Source organism: Pseudoxanthomonas sp. JBR18, assembly GCF_028198165.1.
GTDB lineage: Bacteria > Pseudomonadota > Gammaproteobacteria > Xanthomonadales > Xanthomonadaceae > Pseudoxanthomonas_A.
In genome coordinates this window covers 57,934-83,838 of sequence record NZ_CP116339.1, presented here as the reverse complement: position 1 = coordinate 83,838, position 25,905 = coordinate 57,934, and the positions used below count along the sequence as shown (strand labels likewise).

General features: G+C 67.8%; 28 protein-coding genes. 24 read left to right on the top strand and 4 right to left on the bottom strand.

The window, feature by feature from the left end; all coding sequences use genetic code 11:
• Positions 1–97: 97 nt before the first annotated feature.
• The 8 genes from acpP (at position 98) to PJ250_RS00475 (ending at position 6,905) form a co-directional block, all read left to right on the top strand.
• On the top strand, positions 98–337 hold the full coding sequence (gene acpP, locus PJ250_RS00510) for an acyl carrier protein (protein WP_014161144.1): 240 nt from the start codon (positions 98–100) through the stop codon (positions 335–337).
• A gap of 129 nt (positions 338–466) precedes the next feature.
• Positions 467–1,705 carry a beta-ketoacyl-ACP synthase II gene (fabF, locus tag PJ250_RS00505; protein ID WP_271646607.1) on the top strand — a complete coding sequence of 413 codons (1,239 nt, stop codon included), beginning with the start codon at positions 467–469 and terminating at the stop codon, positions 1,703–1,705.
• Between the two features lie 81 nt (positions 1,706–1,786).
• Positions 1,787–3,157, top strand: coding sequence for an aminodeoxychorismate synthase component I (locus PJ250_RS00500; RefSeq protein ID WP_271646606.1), 1,371 nt, complete (start codon positions 1,787–1,789; stop codon positions 3,155–3,157).
• 55 nt (positions 3,158–3,212) lie between these two features.
• The gene (gene mltG / locus PJ250_RS00495; protein ID WP_271646605.1) at positions 3,213–4,346 is read left to right on the top strand and encodes an endolytic transglycosylase MltG; all 1,134 of its coding nucleotides are present in this window, start codon (positions 3,213–3,215) and stop codon (positions 4,344–4,346) included.
• Positions 4,343–4,987, top strand: a complete 645-nt coding sequence (gene tmk, locus PJ250_RS00490; protein WP_271646604.1) for a dTMP kinase — start codon at positions 4,343–4,345, stop codon at positions 4,985–4,987. The genes mltG and tmk overlap by 4 nt, the downstream gene beginning before the upstream one ends.
• Positions 4,984–5,943 carry a DNA polymerase III subunit delta' gene (locus tag PJ250_RS00485; RefSeq protein ID WP_271646603.1) on the top strand — a complete coding sequence of 320 codons (960 nt, stop codon included), beginning with the start codon at positions 4,984–4,986 and terminating at the stop codon, positions 5,941–5,943. The genes tmk and PJ250_RS00485 overlap by 4 nt, the downstream gene beginning before the upstream one ends.
• Entirely contained in the window at positions 5,940–6,287 is a 348-nt protein-coding gene (locus PJ250_RS00480) for a PilZ domain-containing protein (protein WP_271646602.1), read from the top strand. Before PJ250_RS00485 ends, PJ250_RS00480 begins: the two co-directional genes overlap by 4 nt.
• Positions 6,288–6,314: 27 nt before the next feature.
• Positions 6,315–6,905: a hypothetical protein gene (locus PJ250_RS00475; RefSeq protein WP_271646600.1), complete on the top strand. Its 591-nt coding sequence runs from the start codon at positions 6,315–6,317 to the stop codon at positions 6,903–6,905.
• A 33-nt stretch (positions 6,906–6,938) separates the two neighbouring features.
• On the opposite strand, the gene PJ250_RS00470 is transcribed toward PJ250_RS00475, so the two are convergent.
• A complete protein-coding gene (locus PJ250_RS00470) occupies positions 6,939–7,112 on the bottom strand; it encodes a hypothetical protein (RefSeq protein WP_271646599.1) in 174 nt (57 codons plus the stop codon).
• A gap of 91 nt (positions 7,113–7,203) precedes the next feature.
• A complete protein-coding gene (locus PJ250_RS00465) occupies positions 7,204–9,279 on the bottom strand; it encodes a 3-hydroxyacyl-CoA dehydrogenase NAD-binding domain-containing protein (protein WP_271646597.1) in 2,076 nt (691 codons plus the stop codon).
• A gap of 232 nt (positions 9,280–9,511) precedes the next feature.
• Here PJ250_RS00465 and rpoE point away from each other — a divergent pair, with 232 nt between their 5' ends.
• The 9 genes from rpoE to recO all read left to right on the top strand — a co-directional run bounded on the left by rpoE (position 9,512) and on the right by recO (position 18,409).
• Positions 9,512–10,129 carry an RNA polymerase sigma factor RpoE gene (gene rpoE, locus PJ250_RS00460; RefSeq protein ID WP_271648726.1) on the top strand — a complete coding sequence of 206 codons (618 nt, stop codon included), beginning with the start codon at positions 9,512–9,514 and terminating at the stop codon, positions 10,127–10,129.
• Positions 10,126–11,004 (top strand): sigma-E factor negative regulatory protein, encoded by an 879-nt coding sequence (locus tag PJ250_RS00455; RefSeq protein WP_271646596.1) that lies wholly within the window; start codon positions 10,126–10,128, stop codon positions 11,002–11,004. Before rpoE ends, PJ250_RS00455 begins: the two co-directional genes overlap by 4 nt.
• Positions 11,005–11,073: 69 nt before the next feature.
• Positions 11,074–12,612, top strand: coding sequence for a Do family serine endopeptidase (locus PJ250_RS00450; RefSeq protein WP_271646594.1), 1,539 nt, complete (start codon positions 11,074–11,076; stop codon positions 12,610–12,612).
• Positions 12,613–12,769: 157 nt separating this feature from the next.
• A complete protein-coding gene (lepA, locus tag PJ250_RS00445; RefSeq protein ID WP_271646593.1) occupies positions 12,770–14,563 on the top strand; it encodes a translation elongation factor 4 in 1,794 nt (597 codons plus the stop codon).
• Between the two features lie 113 nt (positions 14,564–14,676).
• Positions 14,677–15,471 (top strand): signal peptidase I, encoded by a 795-nt coding sequence (lepB, locus tag PJ250_RS00440; RefSeq protein WP_271646592.1) that lies wholly within the window; start codon positions 14,677–14,679, stop codon positions 15,469–15,471.
• Between the two features lie 32 nt (positions 15,472–15,503).
• Complete coding sequence (locus PJ250_RS00435; RefSeq protein ID WP_271646591.1) at positions 15,504–15,887, top strand: DUF4845 domain-containing protein; 384 nt, start codon at positions 15,504–15,506, stop codon at positions 15,885–15,887.
• 1 nt (position 15,888) lies between these two features.
• The gene (gene rnc, locus PJ250_RS00430) at positions 15,889–16,554 is read left to right on the top strand and encodes a ribonuclease III (RefSeq protein ID WP_271646590.1); all 666 of its coding nucleotides are present in this window, start codon (positions 15,889–15,891) and stop codon (positions 16,552–16,554) included.
• A 155-nt stretch (positions 16,555–16,709) separates the two neighbouring features.
• Complete coding sequence (gene era, locus PJ250_RS00425; protein WP_271646589.1) at positions 16,710–17,618, top strand: GTPase Era; 909 nt, start codon at positions 16,710–16,712, stop codon at positions 17,616–17,618.
• 47 nt (positions 17,619–17,665) lie between these two features.
• Positions 17,666–18,409, top strand: coding sequence for a DNA repair protein RecO (gene recO, locus PJ250_RS00420; RefSeq protein ID WP_271646588.1), 744 nt, complete (start codon positions 17,666–17,668; stop codon positions 18,407–18,409).
• On the opposite strand, the gene PJ250_RS00415 is transcribed toward recO, so the two are convergent.
• Positions 18,406–19,107: an Hpt domain-containing response regulator gene (locus PJ250_RS00415; protein ID WP_271646587.1), complete on the bottom strand. Its 702-nt coding sequence runs from the start codon at positions 19,105–19,107 to the stop codon at positions 18,406–18,408. The two genes, recO and PJ250_RS00415, sit on opposite strands and share 4 nt — an antisense overlap.
• Positions 19,108–19,221: 114 nt before the next feature.
• Between PJ250_RS00415 and rlmD the strand changes: the two genes are divergently transcribed.
• The 7 genes from rlmD to PJ250_RS00380 all read left to right on the top strand — a co-directional run bounded on the left by rlmD (position 19,222) and on the right by PJ250_RS00380 (position 25,252).
• Positions 19,222–20,562, top strand: coding sequence for a 23S rRNA (uracil(1939)-C(5))-methyltransferase RlmD (rlmD, locus tag PJ250_RS00410; protein WP_271646586.1), 1,341 nt, complete (start codon positions 19,222–19,224; stop codon positions 20,560–20,562).
• A 105-nt stretch (positions 20,563–20,667) separates the two neighbouring features.
• Entirely contained in the window at positions 20,668–21,165 is a 498-nt protein-coding gene (locus PJ250_RS00405; protein WP_271646585.1) for a CYTH domain-containing protein, read from the top strand.
• Between the two features lie 90 nt (positions 21,166–21,255).
• Complete coding sequence (gene nagZ / locus PJ250_RS00400; protein ID WP_271646584.1) at positions 21,256–22,260, top strand: beta-N-acetylhexosaminidase; 1,005 nt, start codon at positions 21,256–21,258, stop codon at positions 22,258–22,260.
• The gene (locus PJ250_RS00395; protein WP_271646582.1) at positions 22,260–22,832 is read left to right on the top strand and encodes a hypoxanthine-guanine phosphoribosyltransferase; all 573 of its coding nucleotides are present in this window, start codon (positions 22,260–22,262) and stop codon (positions 22,830–22,832) included. Before nagZ ends, PJ250_RS00395 begins: the two co-directional genes overlap by 1 nt.
• Complete coding sequence (locus PJ250_RS00390; RefSeq protein WP_271646580.1) at positions 22,829–23,575, top strand: S-methyl-5'-thioinosine phosphorylase; 747 nt, start codon at positions 22,829–22,831, stop codon at positions 23,573–23,575. The genes PJ250_RS00395 and PJ250_RS00390 overlap by 4 nt, the downstream gene beginning before the upstream one ends.
• Before the next feature lie 90 nt (positions 23,576–23,665).
• Positions 23,666–23,872 carry a cold-shock protein gene (locus tag PJ250_RS00385; protein ID WP_130520125.1) on the top strand — a complete coding sequence of 69 codons (207 nt, stop codon included), beginning with the start codon at positions 23,666–23,668 and terminating at the stop codon, positions 23,870–23,872.
• A 525-nt stretch (positions 23,873–24,397) separates the two neighbouring features.
• Entirely contained in the window at positions 24,398–25,252 is an 855-nt protein-coding gene (locus PJ250_RS00380; RefSeq protein WP_271646575.1) for a pirin family protein, read from the top strand.
• 19 nt (positions 25,253–25,271) lie between these two features.
• Here PJ250_RS00380 and PJ250_RS00375 read toward each other — a convergent pair whose 3' ends face one another.
• The gene (locus PJ250_RS00375) at positions 25,272–25,724 is read right to left on the bottom strand and encodes a hypothetical protein (protein WP_271646574.1); all 453 of its coding nucleotides are present in this window, start codon (positions 25,722–25,724) and stop codon (positions 25,272–25,274) included.
• Positions 25,725–25,905 lie beyond the last annotated feature (181 nt).

The window sequence follows — 25,905 nt, the reverse complement described above, 5'->3', positions numbered from 1 at the left end:
AAGTGGCTGATTCGAAGGGGCTTGCGGCGCCGTGCCAGCAGGCCCCGCTTTCCCTTACACTATCCCGTGTTTACCCATCTCCGGTTGGAGCGAATCCATGAGCAGCATTGAAGAACGCGTCAAGAAGATTGTTGTCGAACAGCTTGGCGTCAAAGAAGAAGAAGTCACCACCAGCGCATCGTTCGTGGACGACCTGGGCGCCGACTCGCTGGACACCGTCGAGCTGGTCATGGCGCTTGAAGAAGAATTCGAGTGCGAAATTCCGGACGAAGAGGCCGAGAAGATCACCTCCGTCCAGCAGGCCATTGATTACGTCAAGGCGCACGTCAAGGCCTGATACGCCCTGATGCAAGTGAGTGACGCCGGGGCCGCGATTGCGGCCCCGCGCGCATCCGGCGCAGGCGCGCCGCAGCATCCCCGTCAACGCCGGCATTGGCCGGCCTGCAGCATTGCGGAGTAGAACGTTATGAGCCGACGTCGTGTCGTGGTCACCGGCATGGGCATGGTCTCGCCCCTGGGCAATGACCTGGCCAGCAGTTGGGACGGCATCAAGAACGGTCGTTCGGGCATCGGCCCGCTGACCTCGTTCGATGCCTCGACCTATCCCACCCGGATCTGCGGTGAAGTGCGTGAGCTGGACCTGAGCCAGTTCATTCACCCCAAGGACGCCAAGAAGATGGATGCCTTCATCCACTACGGTGTCGCGGCCTCGCTGATGGCCCTGGACGATTCGGGCCTGGAAGTCACCGAGGCCAATGCCGAGCGCGTGGGCGCGATGATCGGTTCGGGCATCGGCGGCATCCTGGGCATCGAGCAACAGACCGAGAAATTGCTCGACGGGGGCGTGCGCAAGGTTTCGCCGTTCTACATCCCCAGCACCATCATCAACATGCTGCCCGGCCACCTGAGCATCATGAAGGGCCTCAAGGGGCCCGGCTTTTCGGCCGTGTCCGCGTGCGCGACCGCCAACCACTCCATCGGCATGGCCATGCGCACCATCCAGTACGGCGATGCCGATGTAATGGTCTGCGGCGGTGCCGAGCGCGGTTCCTCGCCGACCTCGATGGCGGGCTTCTGCTCGATGAAGGCCATGTCCACCCGCAATGACGATCCGACCCGGGCCTCGCGCCCGTGGGACGCCGAGCGCGACGGTTTCGTCATGGGCGATGGTGCCGGCATCCTGGTGATCGAAGAGTACGAACACGCCAAAGCCCGCGGCGCGCGCATCTACTGCGAGCTGGCCGGTTTCGGCGCCAGCCAGGACGCCTGGCACATGACCGCGCCCAGCGAGAACGGCGACGGTCCGGCGCGCTGCATGACCATGGCGATGAAGGACGCCGGCGTGAATCCGGAGCAGGTTCAATATCTCAATGCGCACGGCACCTCTACGCCGCTGGGCGATGTGGCCGAGACCCTGGCGATGAAGCGCGCCATGGGCGATCACGCCTACAAGATGATGGTCAGCTCCACCAAGTCCATGACCGGGCACCTGCTCGGCGCGGCCGGTGGCGTGGAAGCCATCTTCTCGGTGATGGCGCTGCACGAGGGCGTGATTCCGCCGACCATCAACCTGGACAATCCGGGGGAAGGCTGCGATCTGGACTATGTGCCCAACGTGGCGCGCGAGCAGCAGGTCGACGTGGTCATGTCCAACGGCTTCGGCTTCGGTGGCACCAACGGCACGCTGGTGTTCAAGCGCGTCTGAGCGCGGCGTCGGCGACGTTGAAGACATCGGGAGCGGCATGGCGCCGCTCCCGATGTGCGTTTTGCAACACATGAGACCGTCATGCTTCTGAGCCGTGCGCTGCCCAACGAGGTGGACCTGCTGTCGCTGCAGCGCGTGGCGCCGGCGCGTTACCCGCTGTTGATGGAGTCGGTGGCGTCGGGCACCGCGCACGGTCGCTGGGATCTGCTGCTGATGGGCAACGGCGAAGGCCTGCGCCTGGAAGCGGACGGGCTGACCCGCACCCTGGCCGGGGAGACGCTGGAGGGGGATTTCCTCTCGCTGCTCGATGCCGCCTGGCAGCCATTGCGCACGCTGCGCGAGGAACCGCGTTGGCCCTTCCATGGCGGCTGGGCGCTGATGCTGGATTACGAATTGGCTGGCCAGGTCGAGCCGGTGCTGACGCTGCCCCAGGGCCCGGGCGAACGGCCGGTCGCGTTGGCACGGCGTTGTCCGGCCGCGGTGCTGCGCGATCGCGCCACCGGGGAGTGCGTGGCGGTGGCCGAGCCGGGCTGCGAGGCGCTGCTGCAGGCCGTCGAAACGGATCTGGCCCTGGCGCTTGCCCTCCAGGCGCCGGCCTGGCACGTGCCGGAGGCGCTGATCGAGGACGCACCCGAGCACTTCATCGAGGGGGTGCTGCGCATCCTCGACTACCTGGCGGCGGGCGATGTGTTCCAGGTGAACCTCTCGCGCGGCTGGCAGGCCTCGTTTGCCCCGAGGCTGGAGCCAGCGGCGCTGTATGCGCGCCTGCGGCAGTGCAATCCGGCCCCGTTCGCCGGTCTGTTCCAACACGACGGCCACGCGGTGGTCAGCGCCTCGCCGGAGCGGTTGGTGTCGGTGCGCGGTGGCGTGGTCGAGACCCGGCCGATCGCCGGCACGCGGCCGCGCTTCGTCGGGGACGATGATGCCGCCCGCATCCGCGAGCTGGTCGGCCATCCCAAGGAGCGCGCCGAGCACGTGATGCTGATCGACCTGGAGCGCAATGACCTGGGCCGCGTGTGCACGCCGGGCAGCGTCGAGGTCGACGAGCTGATGACGGTGGAGAGCTATGCGCACGTGCACCACATCGTGAGCAATGTGCGCGGCCAGCTGCGCGCCGAGGTCACGCCAGGGCAGGTGATCGCCGCGACCTTTCCCGGCGGCACCATCACCGGCTGTCCGAAGGTGCGCTGCATGCAGATCATCGCTGAGCTGGAGCAGGTGCCGCGTGGCGCCTACACCGGCGCGTTCGGCTGGCTCGGACGCGATGGCGACCTGGACCTTAACATCCTCATCCGCAGCGCGCAGCTGGTGGACGAGGCCGAGCGCACCACGCTGCGCTTCCGCACCGGCGCCGGGATCGTCATCGACTCCGATCCGCAGGCGGAGCTGGCCGAGACCCGGGCCAAGGCCCGCGGCATGCTGCTCGCGCTCGGGGCGGCGCCGGCGGTCTGAACGGCCCGCTTCGCGTGCGGCTGGTATCCTGCGCGGCCTTCCCTTGGCCGGCTTCATGACCGTGGCATCAGGTTGCAGGCGCGGTTGCCGCGCCATCGTCCTCATCGTCGTGCTCCTCGGGCTGGCCGTCGCGGCCGCCGCGCTGTGGGGCTGGCAGCGCTACCAGGCGTTCCAGTCGCAGCCGCTGCCGGGCTTGCATGCGGAGCAGTCCGTGCAGGTGCGCAAGGGTGACTCGTTCCACAATGTCCTCACCCGCCTGCGCGGCGAAGGCGTCACGGCCGGCCGTGATCTGGAATGGCAGCTGCTGGCCCGCCAGCTCGACGCGGCGGGCAAGCTCAAGGTAGGCGAGTATGCGCTGGAGCCCGGCGTGACCACCCCGCGCTCGCTGCTGCAGAACATGCGCGCCGGTCGCATCATCCAGTACCGCTTCACCATCGTCGAAGGCTGGAACATGCGCCAGCTGCGCGCGGCGCTGGAGGCGGCCACGCCGTTGCTGCATGAGGCCACCCAGCTCGATGATGCCGCACTGATGGCCAAGCTGGGTCATACAGGCGAGCATCCGGAGGGGCGCTTCCTGCCGGAAACCTACGTGTACTCGCGCGGCGACACGGACCTGGACGTACTGCAGCGCGCCTACGACGACATGGACAAGGCCCTGGCCAAGGTCTGGGCCACGCGCGCGGACGACCTGCCGTTGACCACGCCTTACCAGGCGCTGACGCTGGCCTCGATCATCGAGAAGGAAACCGGCATCGCCGAGGAGCGGCCCGAGATCGCCGGCGTGTTCGCCCGGCGCCTGGCGCAGGGCATGAAGCTGCAGACCGACCCCAGCGTGATCTACGGCCTGGGCAGCGCCTATGACGGCAACATCCGCCGGCGCGACCTGACCACCGACACGCCCTACAACACCTATACGCGCCCGGGGCTGACCCCCACGCCCATCGCGATGCCCGGCCGCGCGGCGCTTGAGGCGGCCACGCACCCGGCGCCGGGCGATGCGCTGTACTTCGTCGCTCTCGGGGACGGCAGTGGGCGGCATGTGTTCTCGGCCACGCTGGCCGAGCACAACGCCGCCGTGCGCGCCTACCTCAATCGCATGCGTCGCCCGCCGCTGCCCGAGGAGGAGGCCGCCGCAGGCCAGGCGGCGCAGACGCCGACGGGCCAGGACGACAAGGCGAGCAGGCGATGAGCCTGCCGGTCGAACATCCGCGCTTCTTGAGTCTGGAAGGCGGGGAGGGCGCGGGCAAGACCAGCGCGCTGGGCGCCATTCGAGACACCTTGCAGGCGGCCGGGTACGAGGTCGTCCTGACCCGTGAGCCGGGCGGCACGCCGCTGGCCGAGCGCATGCGCGGCATCCTGCTCGAACCTGGCGCGGAGGCGCTGGCGCCGGAAGCCGAACTGCTGCTGATGTTCGCCGCGCGCGCCCAGCATGTGCAGCGGGTGATCGCACCGGCCCTGGCTCGCGGCGCGTTCGTGGTCAGCGATCGCTTTACCGACTCCAGCTACGCCTATCAGGTCCACGGGCGCGGCCTGGACCGCAGCCTGGTGGAAGAGCTAGAACGGCGCGTGGTGCATGCGGCGCCGGCGCTGACCCTGCTGCTGGATCTGGACGTGCGCGAAGGGCGCGCCCGCACCGCGGGCCGCGACCTGTGGCCGGATCGCATCGAAAGCGAACAGGACGATTTCTTCGAGCGTGTGCGCGAAGGCTATCGGCGACGCGCCGAGGCGTTCCCCGCGCGCTTCCGCGTGATCGATGCGGCGCAGCCGCCGCACGCGGTCGCGCAGGCGGTCGCCAGTGCCGTACGCACCTGGCTGGAGGCGACCACGTGACAGGTCCATTCGCCCCGTGGCAGCAGCGCGCTTACGACCATGCAGTCGCCGCACTGGATGTCGGACGCCTGGGCCATGGCCTGCTGCTGTGCGGGCCAGCTGGCCTGGGCAAGCGTGCGATCGCCGACCGGCTGGCGCGCCATGTGCTCAGCGGCGGGCAGGCCGACGGCGTCGGACGCGATCTCCAGCTGATCCAGGCCGGCACCCATCCGGATCTGACGGTGGTGTCCTTCATTCCCACGCGCGACGGCACCAAGCTGCGCACCGAGATCGTGATCGAGCAGATCCGCGAGCTGTCGCAGAAGCTATCGCTCACCCCGCAGTACGGGCGCGCGCAGGTGGCGATCATCGACCCGGCCGATGCGGTCAACAACGCGGGCTGGAACGCGCTGCTCAAGACGCTGGAGGAACCCCAGCCTGGGCGCTACCTGTGGCTGCTCAGCGCCAATCCGATGCGCCTGCCGGCGACCATCCGCAGCCGCTGCCAGAGCCTGGAAGTCCGCCTGCCACCGCGTGCCGAGGCCTTGGCCTGGCTGGCTGCGCAGGACTATCCGGAAAGCGCCGCGGCCGAGGCCCTGGACGCGGCCCGCGGGCATCCGGGACTGGCCCTGTCCTGGATGGCCGAAGGCGGCATGGCGCTGCGCCGCGAGGTGGCGGCCGACCTGGGCAAGCTCGAGCGCGGCCAGCTGCAGGTGGTGGAGACCGCCCAGCGTTGGGCCAACGACGATCACGCCTCTTTGCGGCTGCGTTTTGCCGCGGACCTGGTGCTGGCGCAGGCAGCCGATCCGGCCTTGACCGATCCTGCACGATTGAACAAGCTGGCTGCCTGGTTCGATACGGCCAACCGCACGCGAGACCTGCTGCGCACCACGGTGCGCGCCGACCTGGCGATGGTGGATTTACTGCTGGCCTGGCGCGATGGCGTGCGTGGTTCGGCGACTGGAGGAACGGGATGAATGCAACAAAGGGCGGCATCCTGTCGCTGGCGGTCAAGGACAAGGCGCAGCTCTACAGTGCCTATATCCCGTTCGTGAAAAACGGGGGCATCTTCGTGCCGACGACCAAGCGGTATTTCCTCGGCGACGAAGTCTTCGTCCTGGTGACCCTGCCCGAGTCCAGCGAGCGCCTGCCGGTGGCCGGCAAGGTGATCTGGGTGACGCCGGTCGGCGCACAGGGCGCACGTACCGCCGGCATCGGCGTGCAGTTCACCGAGGGCGGCGAGGGCGACATGGTGCGCAACCGCATCGAGACCTTGCTGGCCGGCACGCTCAACGCCGACAAGCCCACCCACACCATGTAAGCCGCGCCCATGCCGCGATGCCGCAGCATGATCGCCGGCCTTCTGTCAGCGGGGCTGGCGATGTCGTTTGCGCTGGATGCGGGGGCGCAGGTGGCCCGGATCCAGGTGTGGACAGAAGCTTCACCGGCAGCGATCTGGTCGCAGTCCGCGCCCTTGCAGCCGCGCTATGTGCTATCGCCGGAAATCGGGGAGACGGTCGGCCTCGTCCAGGCCGCGCAGGCCGCCGGGCAGCAGGTGCCGCTGCGCCTGCGCGTGCAATACCAGACCAGCCTGGCGCTTGCGGATGAGGGGCCGCACCTGGATCTTCTGGACTGGAAGCACTGCACGTCCGCGTGGCACGCCATTGCCGTAGACGGCAATGTGCGCTTCGCCGTGCTGCCGCCGTCGGAGGCCGAATCCACCTGCTTCCCCACCTTCAGCCAGTCGGAGCTGCTGGCGGCCGTGCGTCGCCAGGGAGGCGAGGCGCATTGGCAGAACCTAGCGCGCGGCGTCTCACGAGCAGGCGAAGGCGCCTCCTATGTCGCGCCGAGCCTGCTGCGGATGGTCCTGGAGCAGTGGGATGGGCGTGGCTGGGTGCGGGTGACCCAACTGGAAGTCGCCTTGGCGATGGGGTGCTGAGACCTCGCCGTCCTGGTCACCGCTCGCCTGCGGTCAAAGGCTCTTGAACAGATTGCCCAGCAGCAGCACGACCAAGCCCGCGCAGACCAGCCAGAACGCGTATGGCACCAGTGCCGGGATGTAGTGCAGCTTGGCTGCAACGCCCAGGCCGCCCAACAGCAGCGACAGGAAATAGGTGCCGGTACTCGGCGCAGACAGATTGAACATGCAAGTGAGGTCGTCGTGGTTCCAAGGCGGAGCATGATGCCCGATCCGCCGCGCGGCTTGCAGCCTGCGGCGGACGTGCAGGGGGACTCGATCAGGCGGCCGGTTGGCGCAGCGCGGGATTGTCCCAGCCAGGGCGTGGCGCGAAGCGATCTCCGTGCCGCGCCTGCAGGGTCTTGAGGCGTTCGACCAGCGCATCGGCACCAGTGGCGCGGATGTACTGGATCGGGCCGCCGCGGAACGGTGCAAAGCCCGTGCCGAAGATCACGCCGGCATCCAGAAGGTCCGCGTCGGCGACCACCTCGTCGTGCAGGCAGGCGACCGCCTCGTTCAGCAGCGGCAGGATCAGGCGGTCCTCCAGGTCGGCCGGCGCCTGGTAATCGGCGGGCACCTCGGGCTTGACCGGCTTGCTGCCCTTGGCCGTCTGCTCCCATTTGTACAGGCCCTGGCCATCCTTCTTGCCGCGCTTGTCCGGCTCGACCGTGGCCAGCGCCGCCGGGACCTGCAGGCCCAGGAACGGCGAGAGCTCCTTGCCAACGCCGGCCGCCACGTCCAGGCCGACGGTGTCGATCAGTTCGATCGGGCCCATCGGCATGCCGAACTTCACCGCCGCCTTGTCGATCACCGCACCCGGAATGCCCTCGGCATAGGCATTGGCCGCTTCGAGCATGTAGGGGAAGAGCACGCGGTTGACCAGGAAGCCAGGGGTGCCGGCCACCGGCACCGGGAACTTGTCCAGCGCCTTGCAGAACGCGGCCAGGCGCTGGCCGGTCTCGGCCGACATGCCGTCGTGGTGCACGATTTCCACCAGCGGCATCATCGCCACCGGGTTGAAGTAGTGCAGGCCACCGAACTGCGCCGGCCGGGCGATGTGTTCGCGCAGTTCGACCAGCGGAATCGACGAGGTGTTGGTGGTCAGCAATGCGTCGGGCTTGAGCATCGGCTCGATGGTTTGGTAGAGCGCGCGCTTGGCCTCGGGGCTCTCGATGATGGCCTCGATCACCAGGTCGGCGCTGGCGGCGCCTTCGCCGGCCAGATCGGCCTTGAGGCGTGCGGCCACGGCAGGGCGCTTGCTGGCGTCCTTGACCTTCTTGTCGAACAGCGCCTGCGCACGTGTCATGGCCGGATCGATGAAGCGCTGCTCGCGATCCTGCAGGGTGACCTCGAAGCCCTTGTAGGCCGACCACGCGGCGATGTCACCGCCCATCACGCCAGCGCCGACCACGTGCACGTGCTTGATGCCCGCGTCCTTGCCGCCCAGCCCCTTGAGCCGCTCGGTCAGGAAGAAGATGCGGATCAGGTTGCGCGCGGTCGGGGTGCCGGCCAGCTTGACCACGCCGCGGCGCTCGGCATCCAGGCGCGCGCCGATCCCCTTGCCGCCCGCGCGCTCCCACGTGTTGATGAGTGTGTAGGGAGCCGGATAGTGCTCCTTGCGTGCCTTGCGCGCGACCTGCTTGCTCATCTGCGGGGCCAGGATGCGGCGCGCCAGCCAGGTATTGGTGGACCAGCCCAGGGCGCGCTGCTTGAACGGACGCGTGGTGCCTTTCAATGCCAGGGCCACGGCGCTGTCGATCAGCACCGCTTTGTTCACGGTCCGGTCGACCAGGCCCATGGCCCGTGCGGCGCTGGCCGAGACGGTACGACCGGTCAGCATCAGATCCATCGCCGCCGGCGCGCCGATCAGGCGCGGCAGGCGTGCGCTGCCGCCCCAGCCCGGGAAGATGCCCAGCTTGACCTCGGGCAGGCCGATGCGCGTGGAAGCGTCCTTCGACGCGATGCGATAGCGACAGGCCAGCGAGATCTCGGTGCCACCCCCCATGCAGAAGCCATGGATGGCCGCCACGGTCGGGCAGGGCAGTTCGGCCAGTTTCTGGAAGGTGGCTTGGCCGCGACGGATCGCATCGCTCACCGTGCCGCGGCGGTCGAATTCCTGGAATTCCTTGAGGTCGGCACCGGCAATGAAGCCGTTGTCCTTGCCCGAAGCGATCACCACGCCCTTGGGCGGGTCGATGGCCAGGCGTTCGATCACCTCGCCCAGCTCGATCAGGACATCCTGGGAAAAGGCGTTGACCGAGGCGTCCTGACGGTCGAGGAACAGGACCACCACGCCTTCGGGACGGGTTTCCGTGTGCCAGTGACTGAATCGGAGCCCATCGAAGCTGGCTGTCATGGAGTGACCATCCGTTACGGTACGGGGAGCCCGTTATGATCGGGAGGTTGTTTGGCCTGCGTCAAATCCCTATGTCCTGTGCTGACGACCTGACAGGCAGTCCACGCGCCATGCGTTATTTTTACGTTCTAACTTTTCCGCAGCAGGATTTTCATGGCGTCAGTGAACTTTCCGCTGCCCGCGTGGTCACAAGGAGCGGCTCATGACGGCGCCCACAGGAGTGCGGACCGGCATGGCCGAAGCTGATCCACCCATCGAACTGGATCTCGAGCTGGTCAAGCGCGTACAGCGCGGGGACAGCGCCGCATTCGACCTGCTGGTGCGCAAATACCAGCATCGCATCCTGGCGCTGATCGGCCGCTACGTACACGACTGGAGCGAGTGCCAGGACGTGGCGCAGGACACTTTCATGCGCGCCTATCGCGCGATTGGAAGTTTCCGTGGTGACGCGCAGTTCTATACCTGGCTGCACAGGATCGCCGTGAACACCGCAAAGAACCATCTGGTTGCCCACAACCGACGCCCGCCCACCGACGACGTGGACGCCACCGACGCCGAACAGTACGACTCCGGTGCGCGCCTGCGCGATACCGATACGCCCGAGCGCGAGCTCATGCGTCAGCAACTCGAACAGACCGTGATGCGCGCGGTCGAGGCCTTGCCGGAGGACCTACGCACCGCCATCAGCCTGCGCGAGGTCGACGGACTGAGTTACGAGGAAATCGCCGCCAGGATGGGTTGCCCGATCGGCACGGTGCGCTCCAGGATCTTCCGCGCGCGCGATGCGATCGACGCCGAACTACGGCCCTTGCTTGAACACGACGGTGCCACCCGGGAGCGTGCCCGATGATCGACGACAAGTTCCAGCAGCATTACCGCCAGCAGATGTCCGCGCTGATGGACGGCGAACTGGCGCCGGATCAGGCCCGCTTCCTGATGCGCCGCATGGGCGAGGATCAGGCGCTGAACGCGACCTGGGAACGTTGGCAGCTGTGTGGTGAGGTCCTGCGGGGGCGCGCACCGACGCCGGCGCCGCATGGTTTCGCAGAGCGCGTCGCCGCGGCCGTGGCCGAGCAGCCCCGGCAACAGCCTGCCGCCAACCAGGAATTCGGCCGCGGCGGGCATCGGCTGCTGCGCTGGAGCGGTGGTGCGGTCGCCGCATCCGTGGCGTTGGTGGCCATGTTCATTGCCGGACAGCACAGTCGCCCGCAGGTCGCCTCACAAGCGACCGAGCTAGCCAGCAGCGTGGCACCGGCTTCCGGTGGCTCGACGATCCGCTCGCCATCAGCGCCGTCGGCGCCGGCCGACCCGGACCCTGCGGCGACGCTGGCCGCTTCGGCGGCGGTCGCCGTCGCCAGTGTGCCGCGCCGCGCCGACGAGAGCCGTCGTGGCAGCGCGACCCGCAACCAGCAGGCTGCACGCGCCACGGCCGCCATCACCCGTCAGGCCCTGGCCGAGGTGAATGCGGCCAAGGTCCCGCGGGCGGGCGCCCTTGCCCAGGCGCCTTCAAGCCGTCAGGACCCCTTTGCCGGTGCGGCCCTGGGTGAGGCGCGGGCGCGGCCCTGGCCACGGACCACGCTCCCTCACCTGGCCAGCGATGGCAGCTATGCCGCCGGCTACGTCCAAGGCGAACAGGCGCCCTATTACCCGTTCCAGCCCCGGCTTCCCACGGCGGCCTCGACGTCCCAGCCGTCAGAAGCCCGGGCGCCGGACGCGCAGCCCTGAGTGACCTGCACCCGCCTGCGGGCGGGTGCTGCCAACCCTTTCTTTTTCCGACGCAGAGGCAAGCAGTCGATGAATGCACGTGTCCGTTTTGGCCTGATCGGCCTGATGTCCCTCACCATGCCCTTGTCGGCGTGCGCCCAGCAAAGCGGCAGCAGCGCGGCTGCGGTCGCCCCCTCCATCGCCCAGAGCAGCGCCCCACAGATCGTCACCGGGCTGCCGGACTTCACCAAGCTGGTCGAGCAGGTCGCCCCGGGTGTGGTCAACGTCGACGCCACCATCGGCGGCGGTGACGACAGCAGCAGCGACGACGACCAGCAGCCCCAGATGGACCAGCAGCAGATCCCGGACATCTTCCGTCAGCTCTTCGGGCCGGAGTTCCAGATGCCTTCGCCGCGCGGCCGCGGCGGCCGTCCGGAAGGCGAGTCGATGGGCTCGGGCTTCATCATCTCGCCCGATGGCTACATCCTGACCAACAACCACGTGGTCGACGGCTCGGACAACGTGAAGGTCAAGCTGTCCGACGGACGTGAGTTCAAGGCCAAGGTCATCGGCGCCGACAAGGGCTACGACGTGGCCGTGCTGAAGATCGACGCCAAGAACCTGCCGTCGCTGCGCATGGGCGAGTCCAACAACCTCAAGCCCGGGCAGTGGGTGGTGGCCGTGGGCTCGCCGTTTGGGCTGGATCATTCGGTCACCGCCGGCGTGGTCAGTGCGACAGGACGAACCCAGGCCGGCATGGGGTCGAACTACGTGCGCTTCATCCAGACCGACGTGGCGATCAACCCGGGCAATTCCGGCGGTCCGCTGCTCAATACAGCGGGTGAAGTCGTCGGTATCAACTCGCAGATCTTCTCCCAGTCCGGCGGCTACATGGGCATCAGTTTTGCGATCCCGATCGACCTGGCCATCAGCGCGGCCGACCAGCTGAAGAAGAACGGCAAGGTCAGCCGCTCGATGCTGGGCGTCACCATGAACCAGGAAATCAGCGAGGCGATGGCCAAGAGCCTGGGGCTGCCAAACACCAATGGCGTCCTGGTCGCGTCGGTGTCGCCGGGCAGTGGCGCGGACAAGGCCGGGATCCGGCCCATGGACGTGATCACCGAATTCGACGGGAGCAAGATCAACGACTTCACCGATCTGCCGTCGCGCGTGGCACCGCTGCCGCCCGGAACCAAGGTCATCCTGACGGTCATCCGTGATGGCAAGGCGCGCAAGGTGGACGTCACCCTGACCGAACTGGATCAGAAGGCTGCCGGACTGTCCGGTCCGGACGAGGACGACGGCGACCAGGACGCCGGTTCGGGCAAGTCGGCCAACAGCAAGGACATCGGTTTCAGCGTCGAGGCGATCCCCGCGCAGCAGCGCCAGCGTCTGGGCCTGTCCAGCGGTGAAGGCGTGGTCATCTCCAACGTGACCCGCGCTGCGGCCATGGAGGCGCGCCTGCAGCCGGGCCTCATCGTGCTGCAGGTCGGCCGCAACAAGATCGGCAGCGTCTCGGACTTCAACAAGGCCGTCGCCGGTGTGAAGAAGGGGGACGTGCTGATGCTGCTGGTCCAGGCTCCGCAGAACGGCGTCAAGCAGTTCGTGGCCCTGACCGTCGGCGGCTGAGGCCTGCCAACCCGGCGCCGGCCTTGGCTGGCGCCTCCCGGGCCGCTCAGCGCAAAGCGGGCGGGCCCGGGTCGGGCGTGCGATAATCCGCGATTGTCTCCCCGACGCCTCGTCGCGCCGCCGCGCTCCCCACATGTCGCCTGAAACACCTGAATCGATGCGGTTCATCCGCAATTTCTCCATCATCGCCCACGTCGACCATGGCAAGTCCACGCTGGCCGACCGGATCATCCAGCTCTGTGGCGGGCTGACCGAGCGCGAGATGGAAGCCCAGGTGCTCGACAACAATCCGATCGAGCGCGAGCGCGGCATCACCATCAAGGCCCAGTCCGTGTCGTTGCCCTACACCGCGCGCGACGGCCAGACCTATTACCTGAATTTCATCGACACCCCCGGGCACGTAGACTTCTCCTACGAGGTCAGCCGCTCGCTGGCCGCTTGCGAGGGCGCGCTGCTGGTGGTCGATGCCGCCCAGGGCGTGGAAGCCCAGTCGGTGGCCAACTGCTACACCGCCGTCGAGCAGGGCCTGGAAGTGGTGCCGGTGCTCAACAAGATCGACCTGCCCACCGCCGACATCGAAAAAGCCAAGGCCGAGATCGAGGCGGTGATCGGCATCGACGCGGCCGACGCGGTGGCCGTGTCGGCCAAGACCGGCCTGAACGTACAGGACGTGCTGGAGGCGATCGTCCACCGCATTCCGCCGCCCAAGCCGCGCGACACCGACAAGCTGCAGGCGCTGATCATCGACTCGTGGTTCGACAACTACCTGGGCGTGGTCATGCTGGTGCGCGTGATGCAGGGCCAGATCAAGGACGGCGACGACATTCTGGTCATGTCCACCGGGCGCAAGCACAAGGTGGACGATGTGGGCATCTTCACGCCCAAGCGGACCAAGACCAAGGCGCTGCGCGCTGGCGAGGTGGGCTGGATCAACGCGTCCATCAAGGACGTGCATGGCGCGCCGGTCGGCGACACCCTGACCCTGGCATCCGACCCGGCCACCGAGGCGCTGCCGGGCTTCCAGGAGATGCAGCCGCGCGTGTTCTCCGGGCTGTTCCCGGTCAATGCCGAGGACTATCCGGCCCTGCGTGAGGCGCTGGAAAAGCTGCGCCTGAATGACGCGGCGCTGCGGTTCGAGCCGGAAAGCTCCGAGGCGATGGGCTTCGGCTTCCGCTGCGGCTTCTTAGGCATGCTGCACATGGAGATCGTGCAGGAACGCCTGGAGCGCGAGTACGACCTGGACCTGATCGGCACCGCGCCGACGGTGGTTTACGAGGTGCTTCGGACCGACGGCTCCATCCTGTCCCTGGACAACCCGGCCAAGCTGCCGCAGTCCAATCTGGTCGAGGAGGTGCGCGAGCCCATCATCCGCGCCAACATCCTCACGCCCGAGGCCTACATCGGCAACATCATCAAGCTGTGCGAGGAAAAGCGCGGCATGCAGATCGGCATCCAGTACCTGGCCAGCCAAGTGCAGATCAGCTACGAACTGCCCATGGCCGAGGTGGTGCTGGACTTCTTCGACAAGCTCAAGTCGGTCAGCCGCGGCTACGCCTCGCTGGACTACCACTTCCTGCGCTTCCAGGCGGGTCCGTTCGTGCGCCTGGACACGCTGATCAACGGCGACAAGGTCGATGCGCTGAGCCTGATCGTGCATCGCAGCCAGGCCGATCGCCGTGGCCGCGAGCTGTGCGAAAAGATGAAGGACCTGATCCCGCGGCAGATGTTCGACGTGGCCATCCAGGCCGCTGTCGGTGCCCAGATTATCGCCCGTTCCACGGTCAAGGCCATGCGCAAGAACGTGCTGGCCAAATGCTATGGTGGCGACATCACGCGCAAGAAGAAACTGCTGGAAAAGCAGAAGGAAGGCAAAAAGCGCATGAAGCAGGTCGGCCGCGTGGAGATCCCGCAGGAAGCCTTCCTGGCGGTACTGCAGGTGGACAGCAAGTAAAGGGCGCGCCGGCCCGGGGGGCCGGCATGCCAAGCGGGGCGGGTCGCGTGACCCGCCTTTGTTCTGTGCAAGATGCGACGCACCGGGCGCGGACGTCGCGACAAGGAAATGCGATGGTCTGGTTCGAAACAATCCTGGTCGTACTCACCCTGCTGACCGGCTTCATCTGGCTGCTGGACAAGCTCTTTCTGGCCAAGCGCCGCGCCGCCAAGGCCGGCCTGCTGGACGAAGAGCCGGTGCTGGTCGATTACTCCAAGGCGTTCTTCCCGGTGCTGGCCATCGTGCTGGTCCTGCGCAGTTTCGTCGCCGAGCCCTACAAGATCCCCTCGGCCTCGATGATGCCCAACCTGCTGATCGGGGATTTCATCCTGGTCAACAAGTTCTCCTATGGCCTGCGCCTGCCGATCACCAACACCAAGTTCCTGCCGATCGGCGAGCCCAAGCGCGGCGATGTGGTGGTGTTCAAGCCGCCGATGGACCCGGAGCACAACTGGGTCAAGCGCATCATCGGTCTGCCGGGCGACACCATCAGTTTTACCGGCAACACCCTGTCGGTGAACGGCACGCCGGTGAAGTACAAGCCGCTGGGCACCTATTCGGGTCGCGGCCTGCCGCCGGGCAGCGACCGGGTCACCCTGCTGCAGGAGGACCTGCCCGGCCGGACCCACACCATCTACGAGGACCTGGGCCATTACACCGGCGAGGGCACCTGGACCGTGCCGGCGGACCACTATTTCGTGATGGGCGACAATCGTGATAATAGCGAGGACGGCCGCCTGTGGCCGGACACCCACTTCCTGCCGGAGAAGGATCTGCGGGGCAAGGCCTTCGTGATCTGGCTCAACTGCGAGGGGTGGTTCTGCAAGAACGGGTTCGATCCGTCGCGCATCGGGCACGGCATCGAGTGATCAGCAAGTCCTTCAAGGGGAAGGGGAACGTCATGAAGCGCAAGCAGAGCGGTATCACGCTGATCGGGTTTCTGATCACGCTGGCGGTGGTGGGATTTGCCGCATACATCGGCATGAAGCTGTTCCCGATGTACGAGGAGTTCTATTCGGTCAAGGCCGCCGCCAAGGGCCTGGCCGAACAGCCGGGTTCCGCCGACATGGACCCGTCACGTCTGGAGGATTTTTTCTTCCGTCGCCTGGATATCAACTATTCGGAAAACGTCAAACCGGAAAACGTCAACTTCAAGCGGATCGAAGGCGGTTGGCGGATGAATGTCCAGTACGAAGTGCGTCGTCCGATCATCGGCAACCTGGATGTCGTGGGCAAGTTCGACACCGCCCAGGACATCGTTCGGAGCGGTGGTGGCGAAGGCTGAGTTGGCAGCCGGCGCTGACCCGATCGGCCATGCCTTCGCCGATCCGCAGCTGCTGGCCCAGGCGCTGACCCATCGCAGCGCCGGTGCGCCGCATAACGAGCGCCTGGAGTTCCTGGGCGACGGGATCGTCAACCTGCTGATCGCCGAAGTCCTGTTCCAGCGCTGGCCCAAGGCCGACGAAGGGGCACTGACCCGGGCGCGCGCCGAGCTGGTGCGTGAAGCCTCGCTGGCCACCGTCGCGCGTACGCTGGAGCTCGGGGCGCGCCTGACCATGGGCCCGGGCGAAATGAAGTCTGGCGGGCATCGACGCGATTCGATCCTGGCCGATGCCGTCGAGGCGGTCATTGCCGCGATCTATCTGGATGCCGGCTTCGAAGCCTGTCGCGCTTGCGTGCTGCCCTGGTTCGAGACCGCACTGGCGGCGCTGCCGGTCGGCAAACCGGAAAAGGACCCCAAGACCCGCCTGCAGGAGTGGCTGCAGGGCCGCCAGAAGCCCTTGCCGGTCTACGAACTGGTCTGCGAGAGCGGCGAGGAGCATGCGCGCCATTTCCAGGTGCGCTGCATCACCAGCGAGCCGGCACTGTCGGCCGACGGCGAGGGCGGCTCGCGCCGGATCGCCGAGCAGGCCGCCGCGGCCGGTGTCATCAGCCAGCTGCCGCGGCGCTAGGCGCTCTCGATCCCGGGAGCCCTCTGTCGCGCAGAGCTTGCTCGGCCGGGCGGTGCCTGAGAAAGCTTTAGCCGAGCAAGCTCGGCACGACAGGACGAAGCGCCGTAGGCGCCTTTCGTTCCCCCAATACCCCGGACACGCTCTAAGCTTTGCCCATGAACATTCCCCAGTCCCACCGCAGCGGCAGCGTCGCGGTCATCGGCCGTCCCAATGTCGGCAAGTCCACCCTGACCAATGCCCTGGTCGGCGCCAAGGTGTCGATCACTTCCAGCCGGCCGCAGACCACGCGCCACCGGCTGCTGGGCATCGCGACCTTCCCGCAGGGCCAGATCGTGCTGGTCGACACACCCGGCCTGCACAAGCAGCAGGGCAAATACTCGGCCTCGGCGATGAGTCGGGTCATGAACCGTGCCGCGCGTGGCGCCCTGGAAGGTGTCGATGCCGGCCTGCTGGTGATCGAAGCCGGGCGCTGGGACGAGACCGATACGCTGGCCTACAACGTGCTCAGCGACACCGGCATCCCGGTGATCCTGGTGATCAACAAGGTCGACCGGCTCAAGGACAAGTCCGAGTTGCTGCCGTTCCTGGCCCAGGTCAGCGAGGGGCGCACCTTCGCCGCCGTGCACCCGATCTCGGCGCTGAAGAAGAACGGCCTGGATGCCCTGGTGCGCGACGTGCTGGCGCAGCTGCCCGAAGCACCGCCGATGTTCGGCGAAGACGAGATCACCGACCGCTCCGAGCGCTTCCTGGCTGGCGAACTGGTGCGCGAGCAGTTGATGCGCCAGCTCGGTGCCGAGCTGCCGTACGCGACCACCACCGAGATCGAGCACTTCACCGTGGATGGCAACATGCTGCGCATCGGCGCGGTCATCTGGGTCGAACGCGAGAGCCAGAAGGCCATCGTCATCGGCAAGGGCGGCGCGCGGCTCAAGGACATCGGCAGCAAGGCGCGCCAGCAGATGGAGCACCTGTTCGACCGCAAGGTCTTCCTGGAAACCTGGGTGCGCGTGCGTGAGGGCTGGTCGGACGACGAGACCGCACTGAAGGCCTTCGGCTACGAGTGAGCGTGGCCACCGGCCCCGCCAGCTCCCGGTCCTGAGGGACCGTCCCGATGCAACTGGACACCGTCGCCTTCGTCCTGCATGCGCGTGCTTGGCGTGAGACCAGCCTGCTGGTGGAGGTGCTTACGGCCGAACATGGCCGCCTGGGCGTGGTCGCGCGCGGCGTGCAGGGCCCCAAGAAGCACCTGCTGCGCGCGGCGCTGCAGCCTTTGCAACACATTCGCCTGCAGGTCCAGCTGCGCGGCGAACTGGGACGGCTGGTCGGCGCCGAGGCGCTGGATGCCGCCCCGCGGCTGGATGGCGAATCGACGCTGGCCGCCTTCTACGTCAATGAACTGATGCTGCGCCTGGTGCCGCGGCAGGACCCGCTGCCCGAGCTGTTCGTGGCCTATGCCAAGGTCCGCGCGCGCCTGGCGCATGGCGCTGCGCTGGGCTGGACCCTGCGCCGCTTCGAGCGTGACCTGCTCGAGGCCATTGGCGTCGGCCTGATCCTCGACATCGACGACACCGGCGCGCCGATCGATCCGGTGGCCCGCTACCACCTGGATCCCGAACTGGGTCCGCGCCGCCTGCTCAGCGAGCGTGGCGGCGAGCGCCAGCGCGCGCCTAGCGGGCAGGCGCTGCTGGCTCTGGCCAGTGACACCCAACCCGATGCGACCGATCTGGCCGACCTGCGCCGCGCGATGCGCCAGCTGCTGGCGCATCACCTGGGACCGCGTGGCCTCAAATCCTGGGAGATGCTGGGGGCGCTTCCGCGCACGGCGCGGGCTCCCGGCGGCGCGGCCGATCGCTAATCCTGCATCCGGCTGGCCTGCCAGGCGGCAACGAACTCCCCGCGGCCGGACAGATCGGGCAGGGCGGCATCCAGGGCCTCGGTGGCGGCGCGCAGGCGCATGGCGCCCACCAGTCCCGTGCTGGCCTTCAGTCGGTGCAGCAACTGGTGGGCCGTGGCGACATCGGCGGTATCCAGCGCGTGTTGGATCTGGACGACCTGGCTGTCGAGCTCCTGCAGGAACAGGCCACGCAGGGTGTCCAGGTGCGCCGGGTTGCCGCCCAGCGCCGTCAGCGCGGCTGTGTCGTCCCACGCCGGCAGGTCGTTGCCGCAGACGCGGACCTCCACCACCGGCACGGGCGGGCGCGCCGCAAGCGCGTCGCGCGCCGCCTGGCGCAGCACGTCGGCCCGGACCGGCTTGACCACCACGGCGGCGAAGCCGGCCGCGCACAGCTTGGCCTGGGTGTCCTGGCCGTGATCGGCGGTATGAGCCAACGCGGGGACGCCAGGCTGCCGTTCGCGCAGGCGCGTCAACAGCTCCTCGCCGCGGCCATCGGGCAGGTTGGCATCGACCAGGCACAGGTCGAACGGCCCTTCCTGCGCCAGGGCCTGGGCGCGCGAACGGGCCAGCAACACCGTGGCGGGCAGGTCTTCCAGGGTGGCGCGCATGAACTCGGCCGTGGTGGCGTCGTCCTCGACCAGCAGGATGCGTGAGGTCATGGGGTGCAGTCCCTCTGCGATGGGTTCCTTGCGCTTGAGCATAGCGCCGCTGCCGTGGAGTGGGCGGCGGCATCTGCGACAATGGCGGTTTTCCCGCACGCAGCCTGACGCCACGTGGCCCGTTCCCCGCGCATCGACAAGACCCCGTTTGAACTGAAGATCCACGACCTGAGCCACGATGGCCGCGGCGTGGCCCGTCGCACGCCGCTGGTGGAAGGCGAGCCGGGCAAGGCCGTGTTCGTGTCCGGCGCTCTACCGGGTGAGCGCGTGTTGGTCGAGCAGACCGCGCGCAGCCGCCATTTCGACGAGGCGCGCACGCTGGAGGTGCTGGAGGCCTCGCCGGATCGCGTCACCCCGCGTTGCCCGCATTTCGGCACCTGCGGAGGCTGCGTCCTGCAGCACCTGGACGAGACCAAACAGATCGCCGCCAAGCAGCACACCCTGCTCGAAAACCTGGAGCGCATCGGCCACGTCACCCCCGGTGCGGTGCTGCCGGTGCTGAAGGAAGGCAGCTGGGGCTATCGCCGCAAGGGGCGCTTCTCGGTGCGCAGGGTGGAGAAGAAGGGCAAGACCCTGGTCGGCTTCCGCGAGCAGGACCCGCGCTTCGTCGCCGACCTGCGGGAGTGTCATACGCTGATCCCGGAGATCGGCTTCAAGATCGCCGCGCTCAGTGCGCTGGTCGACAGCCTGGCCGGGCGCGCGGATATCCCGCAGATCGAGTTCATCGCCGGCGACGACGTGATCGCCTTCGTCGTGCGCCATCTCAATCCGCTGGTCCCCGAGGACCTGGAGAAGCTGACCGCGTTCGCGAAAGAAGAGCAGTTCGCGATCTTCCTGCAGCCCGGCGGCAACCACACCGTGCATCCGCTGTGGCCGGCCGAGGTGCCGCTGTCGTTCAAGCTGGCGCCGTGGGACGTCGAACTCGCCTTCCGTCCGCTGGATTTCATTCAGGTCAACGCCAAACTCAACGAAAAGATGATCGCCCACGCCTTCGCACTGCTGGATCCGCAGCCGGGCGAGCGGGTGCTGGACCTGTTCTGCGGCCTGGGCAACTTCACCCTGCCGCTGGCGCGCCTGGTTGGCGAGGTGGTCGGCGTGGAAGGCGAGGCCGGCCTGGTCGCCCGCGCCAAGGACAACGCGCAGCGCAATGGCCTGGACAACGCGCAGTTCTTCGCCGCAGACCTGACCCAGGACCAGCGCGGCACGCCGTGGATGCGCGCCGGCTTCGACAAACTGCTGCTGGACCCGCCGCGCTCGGGCGCCATCGACGTGCTCAAGCAGCTGCCGCTCAAGCAGTTCTCGCGCATCGTGTATGTCAGCTGCCATCCGGGTTCGCTGGCGCGCGATGCCGGTTACCTGGTCAACGAATGCGGTTTCAAGCTGGTCTCGGCGGGGGCGATGGACATGTTCCCGCAGACCGCGCACGTCGAGTCGATCGCGCTGTTCGAGCGCTGAGCGTTCACCCCACGCGCTGGGACCCGCACAGTCGCCTGGCGCCGAATCGCGCGTCAGCCTTGCGCCGTCCGGATGCGTGATGGCGCGCGGTCGGCATAATGGACCATGGCAATCGAAATCGAACGCAAGTTCCTGGTCACCAACGACGGCTGGCGCGACGCGGCGCATGCGGTCGTGCCCATGGCCCAGGGCTACCTCAACGACCTGGGCGCGGTGCAATCCGGGGCCCAGAAGGCTTCGGTCCGCGTCCGCGTCCAGGGCGAGCTGGCCTATCTCAACATCAAGTCGCGCGAACTGGGCCACACCCGGCAGGAGTACGAGTATCCCGTGCCGGTGGCCGATGCGCGCGCGCTGCTGGAACTGTGCGTGGGCGGCCTGGTCGACAAGCGCCGCCACCTGGTCCGGGTGGGCGCGCACCTGTGGGAAGTGGACGAGTTCCTGGGCGAGAACGCGGGGCTGCTGGTGGCCGAGATCGAGCTGGCCTCGGCCGACGAGGCCTTCGTGCGGCCGGACTGGATCGGCGCGGAGGTGACCGATCAGTCGCGCTACTACAACCTGGCGTTGGCCGCGCATCCCTATGCGCGCTGGTCCCAGGGCGAGTGAAGTCCGACCGCCGCCTGCTCTGAAGCTTCAGGCCGCTTCTGCGACAATGCCCGACCGGCGCGTAAGGCGCGCCAGCCTGGAGACCCTGACATGCTCTTGATCGGCATCGCCGGCACCGAACTGGACGCCCACGAAGTCGATTGGCTGCAGCACGACGCCGTGGCCGGCGTGGTCCTGTTCGCGCGCAATTTCGTCTCGCGCCAGCAGGTGACTGAATTGAGCGCCGCGATCCGTGCCGCCGCGCCGCGCCCGGTGCTGATTACCGTGGACCAGGAAGGCGGGCGCGTGCAGCGATTCCGCGAGGGCTATGCCGCGCTGCCGCCGCTGGAGACTTTTGGCGCGCAGTACGGGCGTGATCCGGACGGCGCGTTGGAACAGGCCCGCGAGCACGCCTGGCTCATGGCCAGCGAGGTCCGCGCCAGCGGGGTGGACCTGAGTTTCGCTCCCGTGGTTGACCTGGCCCGTGGCAACCGCGCCATCGGCAATCGCGCCTTCCACGCCGATCCGCAGGTGGTCGCCGCCTTCACCCGCGCCTACGTGCGCGGCATGCACGACGCCGACATGGCCGCCACGCTCAAGCATTTCCCCGGGCACGGCACCGTGCTGGAAGACACCCATTTCGACATCGCCACCGATCCGCGCCCGCTGGAGACCCTGCTCGCCGAGGATCTGGTGCCCTTCGCCGCCGGTATCGAGACCGGCGCCGACGCGGTGATGCTCGCGCACGTGGCCTATCCAGCCGTGACGCCCGAGCCGGCCGGATATTCGTCGTTCTGGATCAACGAGGTTCTGCGCGGGCGCTTCGGCTTTCGCGGGGTGGTGTTCTCCGATGACATCTCGATGGCCGCCGCGCACTCGGCCGGCGGCGTCGCCCAGCGCGTCGCCCTGCACCTGGACGCCGGCTGCGACGTCGTCCTGGCCTGCCAGCCCGATGTGGTCGAAGACGCCCTGCGGGCCGTGCAAGGCCGCGCACTCAACACCGCCGCACTGATCGGCCTGATCGGTCGCGGCCCACGCGCGTGGGAAGGCCTGTTGGCCGACACGCGTTATGACCAGGCGCACGCGCGCCTGCCTGTTTCCAAGGGAATTGCCTGATGTCCACGACCCATACCGCCCCGACCATCCGCCAGGCCCTGGCCAATGCCGACTTGCTGGTCGACCGCCCCACGCTGGATGCCGCCATCGCCACCATGGCCGATGCCATCGCCCGCGACTACGCTGGCGAGGTGCCGGTGTACCTGACCATCATGCATGGCGCGCTGCCGTTCGCCGGGCAGCTGGCGCTGGAGCTCGGTGGCCGCAGCCTGGATCTGCAGTTTGATTACCTGCACGCCACCCGCTATCGCGGCGAGACCGAAGGTGGCGAGCTGGTCTGGAAGCATCGCCCGGCCACCGCGCTGTACGGCCGTCGCGTGCTGCTGGTCGACGACATCCTGGACGAGGGCTACACCCTGCTGGCCGTGCGCGAGTGGTGCCTGGAGCAGGGCGCCACCGACGTGCGCATCGCCGCGATGACGGTCAAGCAGCACGATCGCGCCGTGCCGGGCGTCAAGGCGGATTACGTCGGCGTCCAGGTTCCGGACCGCTACGTGTTCGGCTTCGGCATGGACGTGCACGAGCACCTGCGCAACCTGCCGGCGATCTACGCCATGAAGGAAGGCGCGTGAGCCAGCGTGTCGACCTGGCGGTCATCGGGGGCACCGGCGTCTACAAGCTGGCCACGCTCGATGACGTCGAGACCCGGCACCTGGACACGCCTTACGGGGCACCGTCCGGTCCGGTTCGGGTGGGCACGGTGCTGGGCAAGCGCGTGGCGTTCCTGGCCCGCCATGGCGAGGGGCATTCGCTGCCGCCGCACAAGATCAACTATCGCGCTAACCTGGCCGCGCTCAAGCAGATCGGCGCCACGCGCGTGCTGGCGCTCAATACCGTCGGGGGCATCACCGAGCGGTTCGGCCCGCGCGTGCTGGCCTGCCCGGACCAGATCATCGACTACACCTGGGGCCGCATTTCCACGCTGTGCGAGGAAGGGGGCGAAGTCCTGCACGTAGACTTCGGGGATCCCTATACCCCGATGCTGCGGCACAAGATCCTGGCCGCGGCGCGCGTGACCGGGGTCAAGGTGGTCGAAGGCGGCTGCTACGGCGCCACCCAGGGCCCGCGCCTGGAAACCCGGGCCGAGATCGCCCGCATGAAGCGCGACGGCTGCGACCTGGTGGGCATGACCGGGATGCCCGAGGCCGGCCTGGCGCGCGAGCTGGGCCTGGACTATGCCTGCCTGGCCATCGTCGCCAACTGGGCAGCCGGCTGCGGAACCGGTGAGGAGATCACCATGGCCGATGTCCTGGCCAATGTCGACGCGGCATCGGCCGGGATGGCCGAGTTGGTGGGGGAACTGGCGCGCGGGTGATTGTCAACGCTGCCGCGTCTTTGCATACTCGGGCCGTGCGGCTTCCCAGCCGCGCCACCACCACCGATCCAACTGGGGAAAGAGAGAGCTATGCCGTACGGTACCGTCAAATGGTTCAACGATGCCAAGGGCTTCGGATTCATCGCGCCGGAAGATGGCAGCGCCGATGTCTTCGCGCATCACACCGCGATCAACGCAAAGGGTTTCCGCACCTTGCAGGAAGGCCAGCGCGTGAGCTACGAAGTGACGCAGGGTCCGAAGGGCGCACAGGCGTCCAACATCACGCCGGCCACCTGATTCGCGGTTGACATTGCAGAATTCTTGAACCCCGCTTCGGCGGGGTTTTTTGTGGGCGTGATCGCCTGCTGGTAATCGGCCACTGCGTGGAGCGCCAGCGCCAGCGCCAGCGCTGCGAGCGGCTGCTTGCGCCGTGACCGCCTACAGGCCTCGGCAACCTAAGGGCGGGCCTCTGCCGCCCGAGGCCTCGGGCGATCTGGTGCTCGCCTGACTTTGACTGCTTCAAGCAAAGCACCGGCCTCGGACGAACCCTGGTTCCAGGTGGCTCACGCCTGCGACTTGAGGCGGACCGGATGCAGGCGCGCGACGTGCGCCTGCCGGGGGCTGACCGATGAACGGATCGGAGTGCCTCTGCGCGGCGAAGCACAGGCATGTTCGAGCGTCGCAGGACATGCCCCGGCACGGCCGGCCCTTTTCCTCCTGCGCTCGACGAAGGGCGCGTCGATGGAACAGACGGTTGCGCGTCAAAGGCCTTACGCTGGGGCACCCCGCACGTCACCTTGTGTGCAACACAGAAGGTCCAGCATGAGCATCGCAACCGAATCCGCCCGCATCCTGCGCACCGTGCGCGGCCAGCCCACGTCCGATGGCGCCGGGGTCAAGCTGACCCGGGTCATTGGCACCGCGCAATTGCCGGATCTGGACCCGTTCCTGATGCTGGACGAGTTCGGCACCGACAAGGCCGAGGACTACATCGCCGGTTTCCCGGAGCACCCGCATCGTGGCTTCGAGACGGTGACCTACATGCTCGATGGGCGCATGCGCCATCGCGACAACCACGGCAACGAAGGTCTGCTCACGCCGGGCAGCGTGCAGTGGATGACCGCGGGGCGCGGCCTGGTGCATTCGGAGATGCCCGAGCAGGAGTCCGGGCGCATGCGCGGTTTCCAGCTGTGGGTGAACCTGCCGGCCAAGGACAAGCTGTGCGCGCCGAAGTACCAGGAGTTCGCGCCGGACAGCATTCCGGTTGCCACGCCGGCGCGCGGGGTAGAGATCAAGGTGATCGCCGGTGCGGTGGGCGAGGTGGTCGGCCCCATCGTGCAGCCGGCGACCGACCCGCTGTACCTGGACATCCGGCTGGAGCCCGGCGCCAGCTGGGACACCACGCTGCCTACCGGCCACAACGTCTTTGCCTATGCCTACGAAGGCGCGGTCACGGTGGGCGAGGGCGATGATGCACGCCCCTTGGACACCCAGGTCCTGGCCGTGCTCGGGGGAGGCGAGGCGCTGTCGCTACGGGCCGGCACCAAGGGCGCCCAGCTGATTCTGGTGGCGGGCCGTCCGCTACGCGAGCCGGTGATGCGCCACGGACCATTCGTGATGAACACCAAGCAGGAGCTGATGCAGGCTTTCGTGGATTTCCAGGAAGGCCGCTTCTGAGCCCCGCCAGGCCGGCGGCTTACGGACTGGAGGCGACCGGGGTGCCGGCGCGGCGGAAATCCAGCCGCTCGGCCGTGGTCATGCTGGCCTGCAGGGCCGCCGGTGAATCGGCGTCGATCCAGATCTGGGCGTAGCGGTCCTTGTCCAGTTCGACCACCGCTACCCGGGTCTGTGCGTCAGGCCGGTTGGCGATCTCGGTGCGGTACCAGCGCATCTCCTTGCCGTCGATGACGCCTTTTTCCTCGCGGTTGTGGCGCTTGGGGTCCATCGACGGCTCGGCGGTGAGCATCACGCCGAAGGCCTGATTGCCCTGATCGTCCAATGCCTTGCAGATCATAAGAGTGTCGGTGCCGGTCTGCTCCCAGTGCAGGGCCGAGCCGGCTGGCAGCGCCGGGCAGCCGGATGACTGGGCGAAGGCGGGCGCGGCCAGCGCGAGCAGCAGGCCGGCGGCGGAACACAGGCAGGCGTTCATCGATCGTTCCCCAAACAGGGCACCACCGGCGCGCGGCGGTGCGGTTGGTGCATGGATCACGGTGACCGACGTGGCCTGCTGCGTAGGACTTCCCCGGCAGGCGGATGGCGCATCACTCCGGTCGACGCGTGGTGCGGTAACGGGGCGATTGCGCGCTCCCCGCGCACGATCACCCTGCGCC

Excerpts from the sequence above, each read along its gene's own strand:
- recO (WP_271646588.1), top strand. The coding sequence starts at position 17,666 with ATGCAACTGGACACCGTCGCCTTCGTCCTGCATGCGCGTGCTTGGCGT.
- PJ250_RS00375 (WP_271646574.1), bottom strand. The coding sequence starts at position 25,724 with ATGAACGCCTGCCTGTGTTCCGCCGCCGGCCTGCTGCTCGCGCTGGCC.
- PJ250_RS00455 (WP_271646596.1), top strand. The coding sequence starts at position 10,126 with ATGATCGACGACAAGTTCCAGCAGCATTACCGCCAGCAGATGTCCGCG.
- PJ250_RS00415 (WP_271646587.1), bottom strand. The coding sequence starts at position 19,107 with ATGACCTCACGCATCCTGCTGGTCGAGGACGACGCCACCACGGCCGAG.
- era (WP_271646589.1), top strand. The coding sequence starts at position 16,710 with ATGAACATTCCCCAGTCCCACCGCAGCGGCAGCGTCGCGGTCATCGGC.
- rpoE (WP_271648726.1), top strand. The coding sequence starts at position 9,512 with ATGGCCGAAGCTGATCCACCCATCGAACTGGATCTCGAGCTGGTCAAG.
- PJ250_RS00405 (WP_271646585.1), top strand. The coding sequence starts at position 20,668 with ATGGCAATCGAAATCGAACGCAAGTTCCTGGTCACCAACGACGGCTGG.
- fabF (WP_271646607.1), top strand. The coding sequence starts at position 467 with ATGAGCCGACGTCGTGTCGTGGTCACCGGCATGGGCATGGTCTCGCCC.
- PJ250_RS00465 (WP_271646597.1), bottom strand. The coding sequence starts at position 9,279 with ATGACAGCCAGCTTCGATGGGCTCCGATTCAGTCACTGGCACACGGAA.
- tmk (WP_271646604.1), top strand. The coding sequence starts at position 4,343 with ATGAGCCTGCCGGTCGAACATCCGCGCTTCTTGAGTCTGGAAGGCGGG.
- PJ250_RS00480 (WP_271646602.1), top strand. The coding sequence starts at position 5,940 with ATGAATGCAACAAAGGGCGGCATCCTGTCGCTGGCGGTCAAGGACAAG.
- PJ250_RS00450 (WP_271646594.1), top strand. The coding sequence starts at position 11,074 with ATGAATGCACGTGTCCGTTTTGGCCTGATCGGCCTGATGTCCCTCACC.
- PJ250_RS00380 (WP_271646575.1), top strand. The coding sequence starts at position 24,398 with ATGAGCATCGCAACCGAATCCGCCCGCATCCTGCGCACCGTGCGCGGC.
- PJ250_RS00435 (WP_271646591.1), top strand. The coding sequence starts at position 15,504 with ATGAAGCGCAAGCAGAGCGGTATCACGCTGATCGGGTTTCTGATCACG.
- nagZ (WP_271646584.1), top strand. The coding sequence starts at position 21,256 with ATGCTCTTGATCGGCATCGCCGGCACCGAACTGGACGCCCACGAAGTC.
- PJ250_RS00395 (WP_271646582.1), top strand. The coding sequence starts at position 22,260 with ATGTCCACGACCCATACCGCCCCGACCATCCGCCAGGCCCTGGCCAAT.
- acpP (WP_014161144.1), top strand. The coding sequence starts at position 98 with ATGAGCAGCATTGAAGAACGCGTCAAGAAGATTGTTGTCGAACAGCTT.
- PJ250_RS00385 (WP_130520125.1), top strand. The coding sequence starts at position 23,666 with ATGCCGTACGGTACCGTCAAATGGTTCAACGATGCCAAGGGCTTCGGA.
- PJ250_RS00500 (WP_271646606.1), top strand. The coding sequence starts at position 1,787 with ATGCTTCTGAGCCGTGCGCTGCCCAACGAGGTGGACCTGCTGTCGCTG.
- mltG (WP_271646605.1), top strand. The coding sequence starts at position 3,213 with ATGACCGTGGCATCAGGTTGCAGGCGCGGTTGCCGCGCCATCGTCCTC.
- lepB (WP_271646592.1), top strand. The coding sequence starts at position 14,677 with ATGGTCTGGTTCGAAACAATCCTGGTCGTACTCACCCTGCTGACCGGC.
- PJ250_RS00470 (WP_271646599.1), bottom strand. The coding sequence starts at position 7,112 with ATGTTCAATCTGTCTGCGCCGAGTACCGGCACCTATTTCCTGTCGCTG.
- lepA (WP_271646593.1), top strand. The coding sequence starts at position 12,770 with ATGCGGTTCATCCGCAATTTCTCCATCATCGCCCACGTCGACCATGGC.
- PJ250_RS00475 (WP_271646600.1), top strand. The coding sequence starts at position 6,315 with ATGATCGCCGGCCTTCTGTCAGCGGGGCTGGCGATGTCGTTTGCGCTG.